The organism is Cutibacterium granulosum (assembly GCF_900186975.1).
Taxonomy (GTDB): domain Bacteria; phylum Actinomycetota; class Actinomycetes; order Propionibacteriales; family Propionibacteriaceae; genus Cutibacterium; species Cutibacterium granulosum.
Genome location: NZ_LT906441.1, coordinates 761,659 through 779,045, shown reverse-complemented (window position 1 = coordinate 779,045; position 17,387 = coordinate 761,659). Strand labels below are relative to the sequence as shown.

The window sequence follows — 17,387 nt, the reverse complement described above, 5'->3', positions numbered from 1 at the left end:
ACACCACCAGATCAGCTCAAAATGCGCGAGGCGCAGGACATTCTCGCGCTCAAAGTACGTGAGGTACGCACTCAATAGTGATAATCACTATCGAACAGTACTATGTGGCTGTCACCAGCCAAAACAAGGGAGGCACCGTGAAGCGGTTAGCATCGCTCCTGGCCATCCTGCTGACGTTCATGACGGTCAACCCGTCACTGGCGAACGCGTCAGCACCGGATCGGGAGCTCCTGCACAATGGCCACGCCGACGTCGCCCACGTGGAGTGGGACCAGGCGAGCGGCAGACCAACCATCAAGATCCTGTGGAACGAGAGCGAGCTCAAGGAGGCCAAGGACGTCTACATCCGCCTCGGGCCAGACGCCGACGCGACCGGCCGGGAGACATCTCGCCTCAAGGTTCCCGACGATCACCGATTTGGTTTCCTCGGCAAACCCGGCGACATCGTGTGGACTGCTCCGCAGAGGGAGAGCGACAAGTGGGCCCCGGTGGCAGCTGCATTCGGTGCCGGTCACAGCTTCCCCGACGAGCTCATGGACCGCATCAAGCCCGAGACGCTGCACCTGGACCTGGTCGACGTCGACGGTCCCGGCGAGTTCAACGCCTTCACCGTCAATCCCCTCGGTGTCTCACACCTGTTCTCCTCGACCGGCACCGATCACCGTCGGCAGGTCGTGCACCCCGGAAGCCACACCCACACCAGCTGGGCCTTCTCCCAACCCGGCCGCTACAACCTGACGTGGCAGGCAGCCGTGGAGACCCGCGACGGAAAGACCATCGAGTCCGACCCCACCGTCGTCTCGTGGCTGGTCGGCACCGACGAGCAGGTGGGCCTCGACAAGGGCTCCACGCAGCCCGCCCACGAGATCACCACCCCGGCCGAACAGTTCCCCATCGCCAAGGGTCAGGACACCGGATCCGACGATCCACTGGCATTCGACCCCACCGCGACCATGGCAGGGTGCCTGCACCATGCCAGCGGTCCCGTCACCTTGAAGGCCGAATGGCAGGCCGACTGGAAGTCCGACAACCCGCAGAAGCCCGCTCGTCCGAAGATGAGCGTCACCTCGGGTGACTCCGGCAAGCAGATCGACGGAGAGGTCGGCGTCATCAACGTGCCCGACTCCCTCAAGGCAGCAGCCCCGCAGGCCGGAGCCGACGAGTTCAACGGCATCTTCGCCGCTGGAATCCAGTTCCACCGCATCCCCGCATCGGCGCAGAACGGCCAGCCGAGCCAGGTGCTCGACACCACCGGCACCGATTTCGCGAACCTCCGCGAGGCCGACATCACCTGGGACCCGATCGAGGGACCGCAGGACGGCAAGGTGTCCGTCGTCGACACCACCAATGGGCAGACCCGGACCGTCCTGTCGTCCAGTGAGTCGAGTCTGCGTACCGTGATGCGCGTCAACAAGGCCGAGAAGACCCCCATGGAGATGTGGTTCTCCAAGCCGGGGTTCTACCGAATCAGCGGCTACTACACCATCCACGGCAAGCCCGACGCCAATGGCAGGAAACAGCATCGCTACGTCCCATTCACGATGCAGTACGCCGTCGGTGACGCCGCGGTGGCCAACGCCTGCCAGGGCAAGGGAGATGTGCTGAACGGCTCGTCAAACCCCGACCAGGGCAAGCCGGCCGACCCGAAGTCGAGTCCCGAGCCCAGCAAGCCAGCTGACCCGGCCCCCACACCTGATCCGACCCCGAAGTCTGATCCGGTTCCCGACAACTCCCGCACCAACAGCAGCAACGTCGTCCTTGACCGCGGACATCTGGATGCCTTCCGAGTCGGTTCCTCCGCCGACGGCGGCATCGACCTCAAGCTCAAGGAGGGCGTCACCGGTGAGGGTGTGCTCCGCGAACCGGAGAACGTACTGCTCAAGGTACGGGACTCCGCACTGACCGACATCCCCTCCGGGCTGCCCGGCGCCCCCAAGGGCTACGTGTTGCCGTTGACCCAGAAGTCCGGGCTGCTGTGGCCGGGCTGGGAGACCTTCGACGTCAAGCGCAACGGTTTCAGCGAGGTCAAGATCAACGTTCGTGACGTCAAGGGTCCTGGAACGGTCAACCTGTTCTCCCAGGGCACTCTCGGTGACGTGCGTTCCTTGCTCGACGGTGACTCCACCACCCTGCCAGGTACCATCACCGTCAAACAGCCAACCCACGAACACGCCAACTGGGTGTTCAACAAGCCGGGCGTGTACACCATGACCGTCCAGGCCAGCGCCGAGAAGGATGGCAAGGCCTTCCAGAGCAAGCCGCACACCTACACCTGGGTCGTCGGCGACAAGACCGAGCTGCCCGCCCCGTGGGGCACGGCAGCTGCGCCCGAGACTGCCAAACCGAGCCCATCACCAACAGATGGCACCAGGCCCAGCCCTGCACCCACCACGCGACCAAGCCAGGACTCAGCCCCCGAGCCGAGCACTGAGCCCACTGCCAAGCGGGACTCTGACAAGAAGCCCGGAACCGACGGCAAGTCGAACGGCGGCGCCAAGCCCGGTGCCGACAAGAAGCCTGCCGACAAGAAGAACCCCTGCTCCAAGAAATTGGTGCTCGACCACGGGCATTCCGACGTCTTCCAGGTCGGTTCGGCCGACAGGAACGGCCTCAGCCTCAAGGTCAAGGAGGACGTCACCGGTGAGGGTGTGCTTCACACCCCCGAGGATGTACTGCTGGCCGTCAAGGACTCCGCACTCATGAGCATCCCCAAGGGCTACCCCGGTACCCCCAAGGGATACGTCCTGCCCATCACGCAGAACCCCGACCTGCTGTGGCCGGGTTGGGAGACCTTCGACGTCAAGCGCAATGGCTTCAGCGAGGTGAAGATCAACGTCCGTGACGTCAAGGGCCCGGGCAAGGTGCACCTGTTCACGCAGAACTCCTTCGCAGGCACCAAGGCCCTGCTCGACGGCGGCTCCACCGCCCTGCCGGGCACCATCACGGTCAAGGAACCCTCGCACGTGCACGCCAACTGGGTGTTCACCAAACCGGGCCGCTACGAGATGACGGTCGACGCCACCTCGGTGCGCTACGGCAAGACGGTCAAGACCGCCACCCACGCCTACACCTGGGCCGTGGGGTCCAAGGCCATCGCCCAGGCCAAGAGCTGCACTGCAGCCAGTGACACGGCCGCGACACCGGCTGCGGACCAGTCCGCTGGTGACACCGGTGGCGCAGCACTGGGTGGTCTGAACACCGTGGGCACCTCGCTGGACGGCGCACCCGAGGCCAGTGGCGAGGGTGCGGCTGCTGACGGCGAGACGGCCAATGGTTCCCAGGATGCCGCAGAGGCAGCATCCGGCGCAGCCGCGGCTGCGAAGAAGGAAGTCTGCCGTCCGGTGAAGATCGCGACGAAGAAGGCTTCGCCCGCGTCCAGTGATGGTGCCAAGAAGTCCGCCACCCCGGCTGCCAAGGCGGCCGCTCCGGCTGGTCAGGCCGCCTCGATCGCCACTGAAGGTCACTTCGACTGGGGTGTCCAGCTGGAGTCGGGCAAGCTCATCTCCGCCCTCAAGGACGACCGTTCCGCCCCGGCGAAGTGGATCAACCCGTCCAGCATCGTGATGTCGGTCGGCGACAAGGCCAACACCACGGCCCCTGGCGGCATGGAGTTCATTGCCAAGAGTGGTGCCAAGGTGTGGCTCATCGGCGCCACCCAGGTGCCCGGCGTGCCGTGGCTCGGCGTCAACACGATGCATCCGTCCATCATCAACGGCACCACCGGCCCGGTGCAGATGCACCTCGACAAGGTGGATGGCCCCGGCAAGATGGCCGTGTTCATGTCTGGCACCTTCGGTGGCGGCGTGGGCCAGCGGGTCTTCGACAACGTCGGTGGCCCCACCAGCTACACCGTTGCGGCGAACACCCACGCCCACCCGAACTGGGTGTTCACCAAGCCGGGTCACTACGCCGTGACCGTCACCCAGACGGCCACCACCAAGGCCGGCAAGAAGGTCAGCGCCACTGGCACCCTGCACTTCGCGGTGGGCACTGACGCCAAGGCGGTCGCCTCCTCGGTGGGAGCGACCCCCGCCTCGGCAGATGCAGCCCCGTCCAGTGATTCCGGCAAGGCCGACGATGCCGCCCAGAACGGCGATGCGGCACAGGGTGACAGCCCGGCCTACACCGTCGTGGGGCGCACCCCGGACGGCAAGCCGTGTGACCTCAACGGTCTGCCCGGAACCGGCGCGGACGGCCAGGTGCGCGAGGCCACCATTGCCGCCAGGTCCAACAAGGCCCTGGGCTGTGGCGTCGCCCTCGGCGGATTCGGTCTGCTGCTCGGTACCTCCGTGGTGGCGAGGAGACGGCACGGGTGAGAAAACGCCTGTTGGCCGCCATGACCGCACTCAGCCTGCTGGCTGGGTGCGGTCATGCCCCCGCTGCCCAAGAAGACAAGCTCTCCGTGGTGACGACCACGCCCATCCTCGCCGACCTCACCCGCAATGTGGCCGGCGACCGGGCCGACGTCACCTCCCTGGTTCCCTCCGGCGCCGACCCGCACACCTACGAACCATCCCTGCGTGACGTACGTACCGTCGTGTACTCGAAGGTCGCGTTGTCGAACTACCTCATGCTCGAACCGCACTCGGTCATCAAGACCATCGACGCCTCCCTGCCCAAGGGGGCCATCAACATGTCCTTGGCCGAGGAGGCCCAGAAGTACGGGGCCGAGGTCATCCCGCTGGTCGAGAATGCGAACCTCGACACGGTCTGGCTGGGTCTGCGCGTCATCGGCAAGGGCACCGCGCATGGGGCCGACCGTTCCTCCTCGGTGCACCTCAGGCTGGAGTCGGTGGATGGCCCCGGAGATCTCACTGCCTACATCACGGGCACCTTCGGACGTCCCCAGATCTACTACTCGACCACCGATGGCGTCGACGAACGCGACGACGTGGAGCTTCCCGCCGACGCCCACACCCACATGTCCTGGGCATTCAGCAAGCCCGGCGTGTACCGGGCCAGGTTCGCTGCCACCCTCACGACTTCCCGGGGTGAGACCTCGATCGGTTCGCAGACCCTGACGATCGCCGTCGGCGCCGATCCACGCACCATTCCCGAACTCGCCGACCGCACCGTCGTCGACAAGGGGCACGCCGACTTCTCGGCCGACATCGACCAGGACAGGATGCTCATCCTCTCCGACCCGACGGGTGGCGGGGTGCGTACCCAGAAACGTCTGGATCCGGAGAAATCGGTGATCTGGGTGCCGCCGAAAGCACTCACCGAGATACCTCCCTCACCGGCATTCCGATTCCTGGGACGTCCCGGCGCCTCCATACACCAGTTGCCCCAGGCGGTGCTCGGTGCCCACGTCCACGGTGAGATCGACCCCCACCTGTGGATGAGCATCAAGAACACCAAGGCCTACGTTCAGGTGATTCGTGACGCCCTCATCAAGGCCGACCCCGACGGGGCGCAGACCTACCGGGACAACACCAAGGCCTACCTGGCCAAACTCGAGCAGACCTCGCACTACGTCGACAGCCGGATCGCGGGTATTCCCAAGGGGAATCGTCAGCTCATCACCAGTCACGACGCCTACGGCTACCTGGCCCAGGCACATGGCATGCACGTCGCCGGATTCGTCACCGCGAACCCGGGGGTGGAGCCGTCGATGGCCCAACGTCGCAAGCTCAACCAGACCATTTCCGACCTCAAGGTGCCGGCGGTGTTCCTCGAGCCCAACGTGCTGCGCGCCTCGTCGGTGCTGGTGGCCATGGCGCACGAGAACGACGTGCAGGTCTGCACGATCTACGGTGACACCTTCGATGATCGCGTCACCACCTACATCGACCTCATGAAATTCGACGCCGACTCCCTGGCCCGGTGCCTGGGATGAGGTTCACATCGGAGGAATCCATGACCAAGAAACATCGCCCGTTGGCAGCTCGATGCGCAGCCGCCCTGTCTGCCCTGACCCTCGCCCTGAGCGGCGGCCTCGCACCTGCACCTGCCCAGGCGTCTGGCGGCACCCCGCCGCCGGACCCGGCTCTCAAGCAGACCGTCACCGAGGACGAGCAGGTGGCCCAGGGCCCTGCCGAGATCACACGTGGCCATGTCGACGTGGGGCCCCGGCTCATCGACGGCAAGTTCGTCCTGCTGGCCCGTGACGACTCCGCCAATCCGCCGGTGTGGCGCAGCACCGACGACGCGGTGCTGAGGGTCGTCGACGCGTCCCGGATCGACGTACCGAACGATGATGCCTACTCCTTCCTGGGTGGCATGCGCGGCAGGAAGGCCTACGTCATTCCGCAGACCCAGGACCAGAAGGTCGTGTGGCTGGGATGGAACACCCAGGCCCCGGAGATCGTCAAGAACTTCCCCCGCGGTGCCAAGCTGGTCTTCACCGGACACGAAGGCCCGGGCGAGGCCCACATGTTCATCGAGAATGGGTTCGAGGCCCCGATGTCGCTCTACGACTCCACGAAGTCCGAGCAGCAGCCGGTCCACATGGAAGCCAACACCCATGTGCACGCCAACTGGGTGTTCTCCGAGCCCGGAGCGCAGACGATCTCGATGGAGGTATGTGGCACGGATGCCAAGGGTGTCAAGCACTCCTACCCCACCAAGCTGAGGTTCGTCATCGGCGACAAGGGTTCGGCGCAGGATGCCAGGTCGATGGGCGCCTCCGCCTCGGCCACCATCGCCGACTCCCCGACGGCCACGGCCAGCTCCGACTCGACGGCGGCATCCTCCGACGCCTCACACGGCAGCTCGTCGCATGGCGCGATCATCGCGATCATCGCCGGAGTGGTCATCGTCGCCATCGTCGTTGCAGCGTTGATCGGTCGGTCTCGTTCCCGCGCAATGCGTGACGAGGTGTGGCAGGACGGCGGGGCCAGCAAGGGGAACGGGGCCAATCCGCATGAGTGACAGCGATCTCGGATCCATCAGGATCACCAATCTCGCGGTCAACCTGGGCGGCCTGCAGGTGCTCCATGACGTCAACCTCACCGCCAGCAAGGGCGACCTGCTGGCCCTGCTGGGGCCCAATGGGGCGGGCAAGACGACGATCCTGCGCACCATGCTGGGGCTCGTCCGCCCGGCCAGGGGATCCGTCACGGTGGCCGGGGCGGCCCCGGGGCGTGGCTGGCGTCACGTCGGCTACGTGCCGCAGCGCCACGAGTTCGCCTGGGACTTCCCGATCAGCGTGGCCGACGTCGTCATGAGTGGACGCACCCACCACATCGGATGGCTGCGTCATCCCGGCAAGGACGACCACGTCGCGGTGCGTGACGCACTGCGGATCGCCGACATGGCCGATCTGGCCGATCGCACCGTCGGGGAGTTGTCGGGGGGTCAGCGGCAGCGGGTGCTCATCGCCCGTGCCCTGGCGACCCGCCCCTCGGTGTTGTTGCTTGACGAGCCGTTCACCGGGGTGGACATGCCCACCCAGGAGATGCTCACCGAGCTGTTCTGCCGACTCGCCAGCGAAGGCACCACCCTCGTCATGACGACCCACGACCTCGTGCAGGCCATGGCCACCGCCGACCGGGTGTGTCTCATCAACCGCACCGTCATCGCCGACTCCACCCCCGAGGAGTTGCGCGACCCGGCGATGTGGATGAGAACCTTCGGCATCTCGGAGAACTCTCCTCTGCTCACCACGGTTGGCGCCGCCGGACCCGTCGCCCCCTCCCATGCTGGACGTGCCGCCAGCTCACCGGAGGCACCCGTCGCCACGTCCGCCTGAGAGAACGAGGAATCATCAATGCTCACTCCCTGGGAGTTTTTCACCGACCTCACCAACCCACTGCTGGTCTTCCTGCCGAAGGCCCTGCTGGTTGCCGTGGTCTGCTCCATGGTTGCCGGAGTCATCGGGTCGCACGTCGTGCTGCGTGGCATGGCCTTCATCGGTGACGCGGTGGCCCACTCGGTGTTCCCCGGCCTGGCGGTGGCCTTCCTGCTGCAGGGGTCCCTGCTGGTGGGAGGTGCCGTGGCTGGCCTGGTGACCGCGATCCTGGTGGCCGTCGTCTCACAGAATCGACGGCTCAAGGAGGACTCCGTCATCGGGATCCTCTTCGCCGGCGCCTTCGCGCTGGGCATCGTCATCATCTCCCGAGCCCCTGGGTACTCGGGGTCGCTGCAGCAGTTCCTCTTCGGGTCGATCACCGGCATCAGCAATGACGACATCGTCATCGTGTGCGTCGCAGGTGCGCTGATCCTCGCCGCCGAGCGTGCCCTGCACAAGGAGCTGGTGACCGTCGGCCTGGACCGTGAGACGGCGCGCGCCAGTCACATGCCGGTCTTCGCACTCGATCTGGTGCTCTACGTGCTGGTGACCCTCACCGTCGTCATCTCGGTGCAGGTGATTGGAAACATTCTGGTGCTCGCGCTGCTGGTGACCCCGGCGTCCACGGCTCGTCTGTTCACCAATCGGTTGTCGACGATGATGGTGCTGGCACCGGTCATTGGCGCCGTCTGTGCCCTCGTCGGCCTGTACCTGTCGTGGTCGATCGACCTGCCGGCCGGTGGGACGATCGTCCTCGTCGCGACGGTGGTGTTCCTGCTCAGCTGGCTGCTGGCCCCCAGGCACGGCCTGCTGGGTGCCTGGCTGCGACGTCGCGCGGACTCCCCGGTGGCTGCCTCCTGAACCAGCCACCATGTTCTGCCGGGCCGGCTCCGGCCAGCCCTGGTGATGAAGACCGGCGTCGGAACCGTGCTCGTCCGGCGGTGCAGACATGCAAGACATGGAAGAGCCCCAGCCAACATGGCTGGGGCTCGCCGCGTCAGGTGGGAACGCGAGGAAGATCAGTTGCCGGTGCGCGGCAGGGCGACGGTGCCGACAGAGGCACCGCCGTGGGAGGCGGCAGGAGCGTTGTCGGCAGCCTGCGTGGCCTCCGAGGTGGCGGGAATCGTGGCCTCATCACCAGTGTTGTCCGGGTCAGTGGACTTCTCGTCACTCGGGGTGGCGCTCGGGGCGGCCGAGGGGGTGTCCTCCGGGTCCACCGACGGATCGGGGAGTGGGGTCACCGTGTCATCACCGGCAGGTGTCGACGGCTCTTCGGAGGGGCTGGCCGACTCGGACGGCTCAACGGAAGCAGACGACGGGGCAGCGGTGGCGTCCCCGCCGACCCGCCACGTGTAGGTCTTGGTGGCCGATCGCATCACACCGGACGCGGCGTGGACGGTCATCGTGTAGACGCCGGGTTTGGTGAAGACCCAGTTGGCGTGCACGTGCGTCGGCGACGGCACGGAGATGGTGCCGGGCAGCGCCGTGCCTCCCGAGGTGAGCTGGGAGACGGCCGTACCCGAGATGTCGGTGGTGAACAGGTGCACCTTCCCGGGGCCCTGCACCGAGTCGACGACGAGGTCGACCGGTTTGCCGGTACTCATGGTGTCCCACCCGGGCCACAGCAGATCCTGATTCTGCGTCATGGGAAGCACGTAGGCCCTGGGAGCCCCCGGGAACTGTCGGGGAACGTCGACGAATGCGGAATCCTTCACCTGCAGGTCGACATCCTGCGGTTCATGGATCACGCCGGAGCCGGTGACATCCTCCTTGAGCTTGAGGTCGAGCTTGCCCCCGGTGAAACCGACATGGAAGACGTCCACGTGGCCGTGGTCGAGGACGACCTTGGTGTTCGTCGAGGAGCTGGGGGCAGGCGTGCTCGGCCCGTGGGGTGTGGCAGGCGTGCTCTGTCCATCAGGTGTGGCAGGGTTGCTCGACTGGTTCGAGGGGCTGGCCGAGGGGGCACTCGCCTCCGGTGAGGGGTGGGCCGAGGCGGTGGGGCCCGATGCACTGGGTGGGGTCGGCTCGGCCGGCCGACCCGGCGTGGCGGCGTCCCCACCGGGGGTTGGCAGTGCCGTGGCTGCCTCGTCACCCACGACGAACGTCATCTTCTTCTGTGTGACGTTGAACTGGCCGGAGGCGTTCTTGCCGGAGGCCGACACCCCGATGACGTACGTGCCGGGTTTGGTGAACACCCAGTTGTTGTGGATGTGCGCCGGGGCCTTGTTGACGATCTCGTGGGGTTTCTCCGACGATCCGAGCATGGTGACGTCGTTGCTGAGACCAGCGGTGAACGCCCACCAGGCCCCCTTGTCCGGAGCCGAGATGGGGGTCAGGGTGAGATTGACGCCATCGGGGTAGTCCTCGGTGGGCATCCGCTCGGTGGAGAACCCGGGCCAGACCAGTCCGTCGGTCTGGTTCTGGGGCAGCACCCACACCGGGGTGCCCTTTGCACCGAGGAAGTCGTATGCGTGGTCGGGGAACACCGGCCGACCGGACAGTCCAGCCTTCCTCACCTCAGCTGCGCTCACATCGCCTCGCACATGCTTGGCATGATCGGGCACACTGAGCCTCACCGATTCGGGATCACGCAGGACGGTCTGCCTGGCATGGGTTCGTGAGTCGTCGACCAAGGCCATGGTTGCTCCACCGTCGGAGCTGACGGGCCCGACGTCGACGTGGCCACGGTCGATGGTCACCGGACTGGTGTCCGACGGATTGACACCCTGCCCCGGCTCGGTGGGGGCACCGGGCTGGAATCCAGTGGGTGCGGGAACCGTTGGAGCAGGCCGCGCGGGATCCGTCGGGCCGGGCAGCGCAGGACCCGTGTGACCGTCGGGATCCGTCGGGCCGGGCTGGGCTGGAGTGGTCGGCGCAGGTGGGGCCGATGTGGGGCTCACGTCGCCGGTGTTCTCGCCCCATCGCACCTGGGTCGTGGAGTTGAGGCCACCGGAGACCTCCATGTGCGCTGCTGAGCGGTGATCGCGTGGCAGCGGGGTGATGTCGAGCTTGAGGCTCGTCGCATCGCCACCGCAGTACCTCACGTCGGCACGGACACTGCGAGTGTTGGGGCCGGAGACGAAGTCCACGTCACAGTCGGGGATGTCGTCCTTGGGGTTGGTGATGAATCCGCCCTTGACATGGGCGATCATGCGCGGATCGGCCGGAGTGACCGTGACGGTGGCCGATCCGTCCTTGACGCTCGAGGTGACCGTCGCCTCGTCGGATCCATCGGTGAGCTCGTTGGTGTCGAAGGCCGGGGCCGGGTCCTGGCTGGCCTTGGTGGGGAACTGGCCGGGCTGGGAGGTCTGTGCCCGCTGCTGGCCGGTGGTGTAGGCGATCGGGGCGCTCACCCATCGTGGGCTGTGGCCCGACCTGGGCACGTAGACCACCTGGAAGTTCGACGACTGTGACCCCACCATCTCGGTCCAAGTGGCGTGACCGCTGCTCACCGGCACCTCCGCCAGGTGGTAGCCGTCGATGTAGAAGATGGCCGTACCCTGATCGGCCGAGTCGCCCGTGGTGAACTCCAGCTGGCTCAGATGTTCGTCACCATCCTTGTCACGCCCCGCATGGGGTGCAAGGCTGAGTTTGGGGGCGAAGGACGGCGAGGTCGTCGTCAACGACGCCTGGTAGGCCTTGGCGACGTCACCCAGGCCCTCGGCGCTGGGCTTGGTGCCACCGACCTGCCAGACGAGGGTCTGGGGGGCGGAGTGAATGAGTGTGCCGTTGGTGTCGCGGGCGCTGGCGCGATACGTCATCTCGTAGCGGCCGGGGCGGGTGAAGGTGGTGTCGTTGTGGGTGTGGGAACCAGCGGTGAGGAAGGCGGATCGCAGGCCGACGTCATGGCTGGAGAGCAGACGCGAGGCGGACTCCTTGTGCTCGGTGCCGTAGTTGTTGAACATCTCCATGCGACCCGGCCCGTCGAATCCCACCATGTCGAGGGTGAATGACTGGTCGCGGAACCGTTCGATGGGCACGTTGGTGTCGGCACCGAACCCGGCCCAGATCGGTGAGCGGGAGAAACCAGGCTGGGCCGGAGCCCGGTAGAGCAGATCGCCGGGTTTGCCAGCAAAGCCAAGCTCCGGCGCATTGTCCTTGGTGATCGGATGGATGTACTGCTGGTGACCAGCGTCGTTGTAGCCCTTGCCGACCCACAACGCCGTCGTCTCGATGGGCGGAGGGTTCTGACCCACGTTGGTGCGCAGGACGAAGTTTCCGGCCGACTCGTCCCAGAACACCTTCGGTGAGTCGACATGTTCCTGGGTCGCGATGGTCTTGGAGTCATCCGGGCCGGCGCTCGCCAACGTCGGATTCACCCCACCAGCAGCCAGCATGCCAGCCGCCAGCACGCTCCCCAGCATCCGTCGCATCTGAACCATGATCGCCTTCCACCCTTAGTGATAATGGATCTCAATATTATTGGATGGGCGATTGTCAGTCCACTCCCCCGCGGGGCACACGCACACGGATCCTGCTCGGTGGGCACCCATGCAGCACAGCAGGACGGCCCAGCCGGTAAGTTCCCGGTGTGCATCCCGTCGGGCGATCAGGAGGCGTGCCCGTGGCACACCGACCGAGTCAACTGCATTGCTGGGTCAGCTGCACTCGGGCATCAGGGCAGACCCCTGGCATGGTCGTGATGAAACGTGCTGGTCTGGGGCAGGTGGGGTGATGATCTGGGGCCGGTGAGATGATGGTTCGGATCAGGACCCGCTGCGCCGCAGACGTCGCACTGCCTGTACCGCCACGAGCAGCACCACCGCAGCGATGACGACGACGTAGTCGGGCACTCGCCGTCCGACACGACCGGCCCAGTTCTCCATGGCGAACTGGGTGCGGACCCCGACCGCGCCACCAATGTCGGCAGTGCCACTGGTGAGCAGCAGGAACACCCCGATCGCCACCGAGAGCAGGCCGGAGATGACCATGACGACCGAGTTGTGCCAGCCCCCGATGGACACCGTGCGAGGTCGCAGCCAGTTCATGGCCCCCGATCCGCACTTCTGCCACACCAGGGCAAGGACGAGCAGCGGCACCACCATGCCCAGGGCATAGATGGCCAGGGTGATCGCCCCGTAGATCGCGCTACCACCCAAGGAGGCCATGACGAGGATCGCCCCGAGGATGGGGCCGGCACAGATCCCAGCCACGGCGTAGACGCTGCCCAGGAAGAACACCGAGATGGCCGATCCGCGGCTCGTGTCGACCTCGGCGCTGCGTGACAGACCGGGGATGGGAATCCCGAGGAGCTGGATCACCCCGATGACGATGACGATGGCGGCCACCACCGTGATGAGGACGTGCCGGTTGCGCCCCAGCAGGGAGCCCACCGTCCCCGAAAACACCCCGAGCGGCACCAAGGTGACGAGCAGCCCGAGGAAGAACATCCAGGTACGGCTGATGAGCTTGCCCGGGGAGTTGAAGGCGTAGGCGAAGAATGCCGGCAGCAGCATGATGGAGCACGGGCTCAACAGCGACAGCAAACCGCCCAGGAATGCGCTCAGGTATCCGATGTCCATCGTCAGCGCAGCTTGTCGAGTTCGGAGTCGATGGCCTCGCGGAACTGGTCGATCGGCTGGGCGCCCACCACCGCCGTCTGACCGACAATGAAGCTCGGCGTGGAGGTGAAGCCGATCTGGTTGGCCTCCGAGGCGTCCTTGGCGACGAGCTCGGCGAGCTGCTTGTCGTCGAAGCCAGCCTGGAAGGTCTTGACGTCCCTCACCCCGGCCTTCTTGGCGAGGTCGGTGATGGTGTTGCGCGGCAGGGACTGATGACCGTTGCCGTCCGAATTGGCGAAGACGTCGCGGTAGTACTCCCAGAACCTGCCCTGTCGACCGGCTGCCTTGCCACCGACGGCGGCGTCGATCGACTCCTTGCCGAACAGCGGCAGGTCGCGCCATTCCAGGCGCAGGTATCCGGTGTCGATGTACTCCTTCTTGATCTGTGGCAGCACGTCACCGGCGAAGACGGTGCAGAACGGGCAGCGGAAGTCGGCGTACTCGATCATCACCAGTGGGGCGTTGACGTCTCCCAGGGCGTAGGGATCCTTGGCGTCACGGCGGGCCAGACCGTGGGCGTCACTGCGCTTCATCGCCGAGATGTCGCCCTTGTCGTGACGCCCCGCCCGCGCGCCACTGGACTGGCCAGCTCCCGAGGGGGCGGGGCCAGCCACGTCGGAGCCACCCTTGGAACCGTCCGGGGCGACGAACACCCCCACCACGGCCAGGGCGATGAGCAGGACGGCGACGATGACGGCCACCGACACCCGGCGAGACTTGGGCTGGGGATGGTTGCTTGACTGCACCACCGAGAACTCCTGACATGGCATGTGGGACGGACGGGTGGGGCGAGAAGTCTCCCGACCCTGCCTGTGAACCTAACACCCGGTGTCCCGGGCCACCAACTGCATACCAAGAATTTGGTGTGCAGTGGGGGGATTTGGTGGGCAGTCAGGGTCCGGGGATTCGCGGGGTGTCGGAATGAGGAGGATTCGAGGGCAGCCAGGATGCAGGGTTGACGCGGACGGCCGCCGAGACCCAGGGCTCACCACCCGGCCGGCCAGGGCGTCATGGCAGCCGCCATGCCCTTCCCAAAACCGTGGCGGTATTCTTGCCACGTGCCCAGCCTCACCGCCCGCGCCCGTCACCAGAGCTGGATCTGGGCGCTGCTCGGCGTGGGACTGCTCTTCTACAACTGGTGGATCGCCGTGCTGTTCCTGCCCGACGTCTTTGTGCTGAGCCCGCACCAGATGTATTCCGACCTGCAGGTCGACGGTGCACCACACGCCCGACTCCTCCAGGGGTGCGACCAGATGGCCGGAGCGATCCTCATCGTCGTCGGTACGATCCTCACCAGCCGACTGCGCAACGCCGGGCCAGCACTCGCGGCGGGGACGGCAGCCGTTTCAGGGCAGGCAGGGGAACGCCCAGTCACGACGAGGCACGCCGACCGAGCTCTCACCAGCGGACTCATCGTCGTGGGGGTTGCCGTGCTCAGCGCCGGGACGTTCCCGTTCGTCTGTGCGGAGTCGACGACCCCGGGATGTCGAAAGCGCCAGTGGGCGTGGGAACTGCCGTGGCAGCAGTACGTGCACAGCTTCTCCGGAACCGTCGAGTTCATCGGAATCTGGCTCATCATCATCTCGGCGTGGGTCGGAACCAGCCTGCGACGTTCTCAGGGACGTTCGCACGTGACACGTCCTGCCTGGTGGCCCGTGGCGGCTGCCGTGACCGTACTGACGACCGGAGTGGTCGACGGTATCGCGTACATGAGCCACTTTCAGGAGATGCTCATCTCGTCGATATCACTGTTGTGCTGGACGGTGTGCCTCGTCTTTCCCATGCACACGCTCACGGCTCCTACGGATGGCGACGACTGAGTTCCTCGAACTGCGCGCTGGCCTGGGCCATCATGGCCCGAGCAGCGTGATGACGCGTCATCGCCGGATCGGGGACGATGGGGTCACCGACCCACACGTCGAGCCGTTCCCGCCGCCACAGCAGGCCGAAGACGTGGCCCGTCCCGACCAGCCGACACGGAATCACCGGAACCCCCGCTCCGACGGCGAGTTCAAAGGCACCGGGACGCAGCGGCGCCATCCGTCGGGGATCATGGCCACGCTCCCCCTCCGGGAAGATGCCGACGAGGTCGCCAGCAGCCAGGTGCCGACGCGTCTGCCGGTGGAACTCCCGCAGGCCGGCCGCGTCCGAGCCCACCGGAATGGTGCCGAAGAATGACAGGATCTTCCCGGCAACGGGAATGTCGAAATTGGCGTCCATGGAAACGAAGTAGGTGATTCGCGGCCACATGGCTCGCACGAGGGCCAGCTCGTCGAAGGGGTGGACGTGGTTCGAGACGATGACCGCCGGACCCTGGATCGGCTTCTTCTGGTGGACGTTGGTACCCATGCCCACCACGGTGAGTACCTGGCTCGCGGGGAGGATCAGCATGTGCCAACCCACCTGCCTGGCCACCCGGTGCAGGATGGCTCGACCATCCCCAGCACCACCTGTCGTGCGGTGAGGGGATATGGCTCGGTCATTCCCAGCGCGACGTTCTCCACCTCCTGCGCTCACACCGCCCCGCGGGTTCCAGGGGTGACGATCATGAGTGCTTCGCACCCGACGCCAGGGACGACACTGGCGCAGACGGTGATACTGCCTGCGCAGGCGGGACGGTTGGGACCGAAGTGTTTGGAGTCGTGCCATCATCGCCTCGTCCCGGCGTCGGTGATGGTCTGCTGAAACATCTGTTCCAGCAGTTGGCCGGATCGGTGAATCGAGTACTGCCGGGCCGACTCGGCGTATCGTGCCCCCATTCGGGCTCGTTCCTGCGGGTGCTCGATCCACCAGTCGAGACGACGGGTGAGCGCATCACGGTCGCTGGTGGGGAACAGGCTGCGTGGGTCGAGGGCGAACTGGCTGGCTGCACTGCGTGGGGACCGCGCGATCACTGGGACCAGCCCGCAGGCCACCGCCTCAAGACACGCGACTGCCTCGATCTCGGCGTCTGCCGGGTGGACGTAGAGGTCGGCGGCACGCAGCTCGTCCCCCAACCGCTCCTGGCTGTGGTAGGTGAGACGCAGGGGATGGGCCAGGCCGACGCCGTGAGCCTGCAGGATCGTCCTGCGTGGTCCCTTGCCAGCAATCTGCAGATCGATTCGATCCCGATACCGGGAATGCTTCACCGCGTCGATGAGCAATTCATGACGTTTCTCCGGGCTCAGTCGCCCGACGCTCATGATGCGCAGTGGTCGATCGGAGTCCAGCGTCCACACCGGTCTGGGCTCACCGGGGGTGAACACGTCGGTGACACCGTTGGAGATGACGTGGGTCCAGGCGCGGTAACCGTGGTCGACGAGCTGGTCGGCGATGAACTGTGAGGGGCAGTGGATGTGGCCGATCTCTTCGTAGAAGTACTCCCGCAGCGCGGTGTACACCGCGGACGTCGTCGAACGGAACCTGCCGAGGCCGATGTTGTAGGTGATGTTCTCGGGTTGGACGTGGAACCCGGCCGAGACGGGGATGCCCATCTTTTGGGCCACCTGCAGTGCCATTCTGCCCATCGGGGTGGCCAACCAGATGTGGACGACGTCGGCGCCACGGTAGGCGCGCTCCAGCAGCTCGCGGCTCGGCGTGGCGAAGGTGAAGCGTTGGGCCTGGGCGAACAGCGAGACCACCGGGATGTGCCACGGCTGGGCCACGTACCGATCCACCTCACTGGGAGCTGCTGCGTCGATCCAGCCTCGATGTGGACGCCGCACCGATCCGTCGGTGGCCACGACGACGACCTCGTGGCCGCGGCCACGCAGGGTTGCAGCAGCGCGTTGGGCCGAGGTGGCCACTCCATTCGTCGGTTGAACCGTGTCCACGACGAAGACAACTCGCACCGTCAGCTCCTGACCGCAAAAAGCACCGGGCATGCCGACACAGCGGCGTCGACATGACAGACCAGACGCTACCAGTGGGGCTGCGGGGGCTCCGTCACAACGACACCCCTGAACTCAACCCCTGTTGAGCAGGTCCGCGAGTTTTGTTGAGTGGGTCCGCGGGAACGTCCGTCACGGGTCTTCCCAGGCCAGCCATGTCATGCCGCGGCTGGGTGATCGTCACGGGATGGGTCGTCATGATGCCGGGGCTGGGCGTGCCAATCC

General features: G+C 66.2%; 11 protein-coding genes. 6 read left to right on the top strand and 5 right to left on the bottom strand.

All coding sequences use genetic code 11. From position 1 onward, the window contains the following. The first annotated feature begins 137 nt into the window (after window positions 1-137). The 5 genes from CKV91_RS09985 to CKV91_RS03205 are packed head-to-tail and all read left to right on the top strand — an operon-like array spanning window position 138 to window position 8,593. The gene (locus CKV91_RS09985; RefSeq protein ID WP_157738718.1) at window positions 138-4,316 is read left to right on the top strand and encodes a TIGR03773 family transporter-associated surface protein; all 4,179 of its coding nucleotides are present in this window, start codon (window positions 138-140) and stop codon (window positions 4,314-4,316) included. Next, complete coding sequence (locus tag CKV91_RS03220) at window positions 4,313-5,839, top strand: anchored repeat ABC transporter, substrate-binding protein (RefSeq protein WP_021103870.1); 1,527 nt, start codon at window positions 4,313-4,315, stop codon at window positions 5,837-5,839. The genes CKV91_RS09985 and CKV91_RS03220 overlap by 4 nt, the downstream gene beginning before the upstream one ends. Continuing rightward, window positions 5,836-6,873: a choice-of-anchor M domain-containing protein gene (locus tag CKV91_RS03215; RefSeq protein WP_095140952.1), complete on the top strand. Its 1,038-nt coding sequence runs from the start codon at window positions 5,836-5,838 to the stop codon at window positions 6,871-6,873. The genes CKV91_RS03220 and CKV91_RS03215 overlap by 4 nt, the downstream gene beginning before the upstream one ends. Continuing rightward, window positions 6,866-7,693 (top strand): anchored repeat-type ABC transporter ATP-binding subunit, encoded by an 828-nt coding sequence (locus CKV91_RS03210; protein ID WP_021106192.1) that lies wholly within the window; start codon window positions 6,866-6,868, stop codon window positions 7,691-7,693. Before CKV91_RS03215 ends, CKV91_RS03210 begins: the two co-directional genes overlap by 8 nt. An 18-nt stretch (window positions 7,694-7,711) precedes the next feature. Further along, window positions 7,712-8,593: an anchored repeat-type ABC transporter permease subunit gene (locus tag CKV91_RS03205; RefSeq protein WP_021103867.1), complete on the top strand. Its 882-nt coding sequence runs from the start codon at window positions 7,712-7,714 to the stop codon at window positions 8,591-8,593. 158 nt (window positions 8,594-8,751) lie between these two features. On the opposite strand, the gene CKV91_RS03200 is transcribed toward CKV91_RS03205, so the two are convergent. The 3 genes from CKV91_RS03200 to CKV91_RS03190 all read right to left on the bottom strand — a co-directional run bounded on the left by CKV91_RS03200 (window position 8,752) and on the right by CKV91_RS03190 (window position 14,042). Continuing rightward, a complete protein-coding gene (locus tag CKV91_RS03200) occupies window positions 8,752-12,114 on the bottom strand; it encodes a choice-of-anchor M domain-containing protein (protein WP_065860813.1) in 3,363 nt (1,120 codons plus the stop codon). Window positions 12,115-12,438: 324 nt separating this feature from the next. Continuing rightward, entirely contained in the window at window positions 12,439-13,254 is an 816-nt protein-coding gene (locus CKV91_RS03195) for a cytochrome c biogenesis CcdA family protein (protein WP_021103865.1), read from the bottom strand. A 2-nt stretch (window positions 13,255-13,256) separates the two neighbouring features. Beyond that, a complete protein-coding gene (locus CKV91_RS03190; RefSeq protein ID WP_021106197.1) occupies window positions 13,257-14,042 on the bottom strand; it encodes a DsbA family protein in 786 nt (261 codons plus the stop codon). A 309-nt stretch (window positions 14,043-14,351) separates the two neighbouring features. On the opposite strand from CKV91_RS03190, the gene CKV91_RS03185 reads away from it, so the two are divergent. Further along, window positions 14,352-15,113, top strand: a complete 762-nt coding sequence (locus CKV91_RS03185) for a hypothetical protein (protein WP_021103863.1) — start codon at window positions 14,352-14,354, stop codon at window positions 15,111-15,113. Here CKV91_RS03185 and CKV91_RS03180 read toward each other — a convergent pair. Further along, on the bottom strand, window positions 15,094-15,684 hold the full coding sequence (locus CKV91_RS03180) for a lysophospholipid acyltransferase family protein (protein WP_065860815.1): 591 nt from the start codon (window positions 15,682-15,684) through the stop codon (window positions 15,094-15,096). The genes CKV91_RS03185 and CKV91_RS03180 overlap by 20 nt on opposite strands. Window positions 15,685-15,941: 257 nt before the next feature. Next, complete coding sequence (locus CKV91_RS03175) at window positions 15,942-17,123, bottom strand: glycosyltransferase (protein ID WP_021106199.1); 1,182 nt, start codon at window positions 17,121-17,123, stop codon at window positions 15,942-15,944. Window positions 17,124-17,387 lie beyond the last annotated feature (264 nt).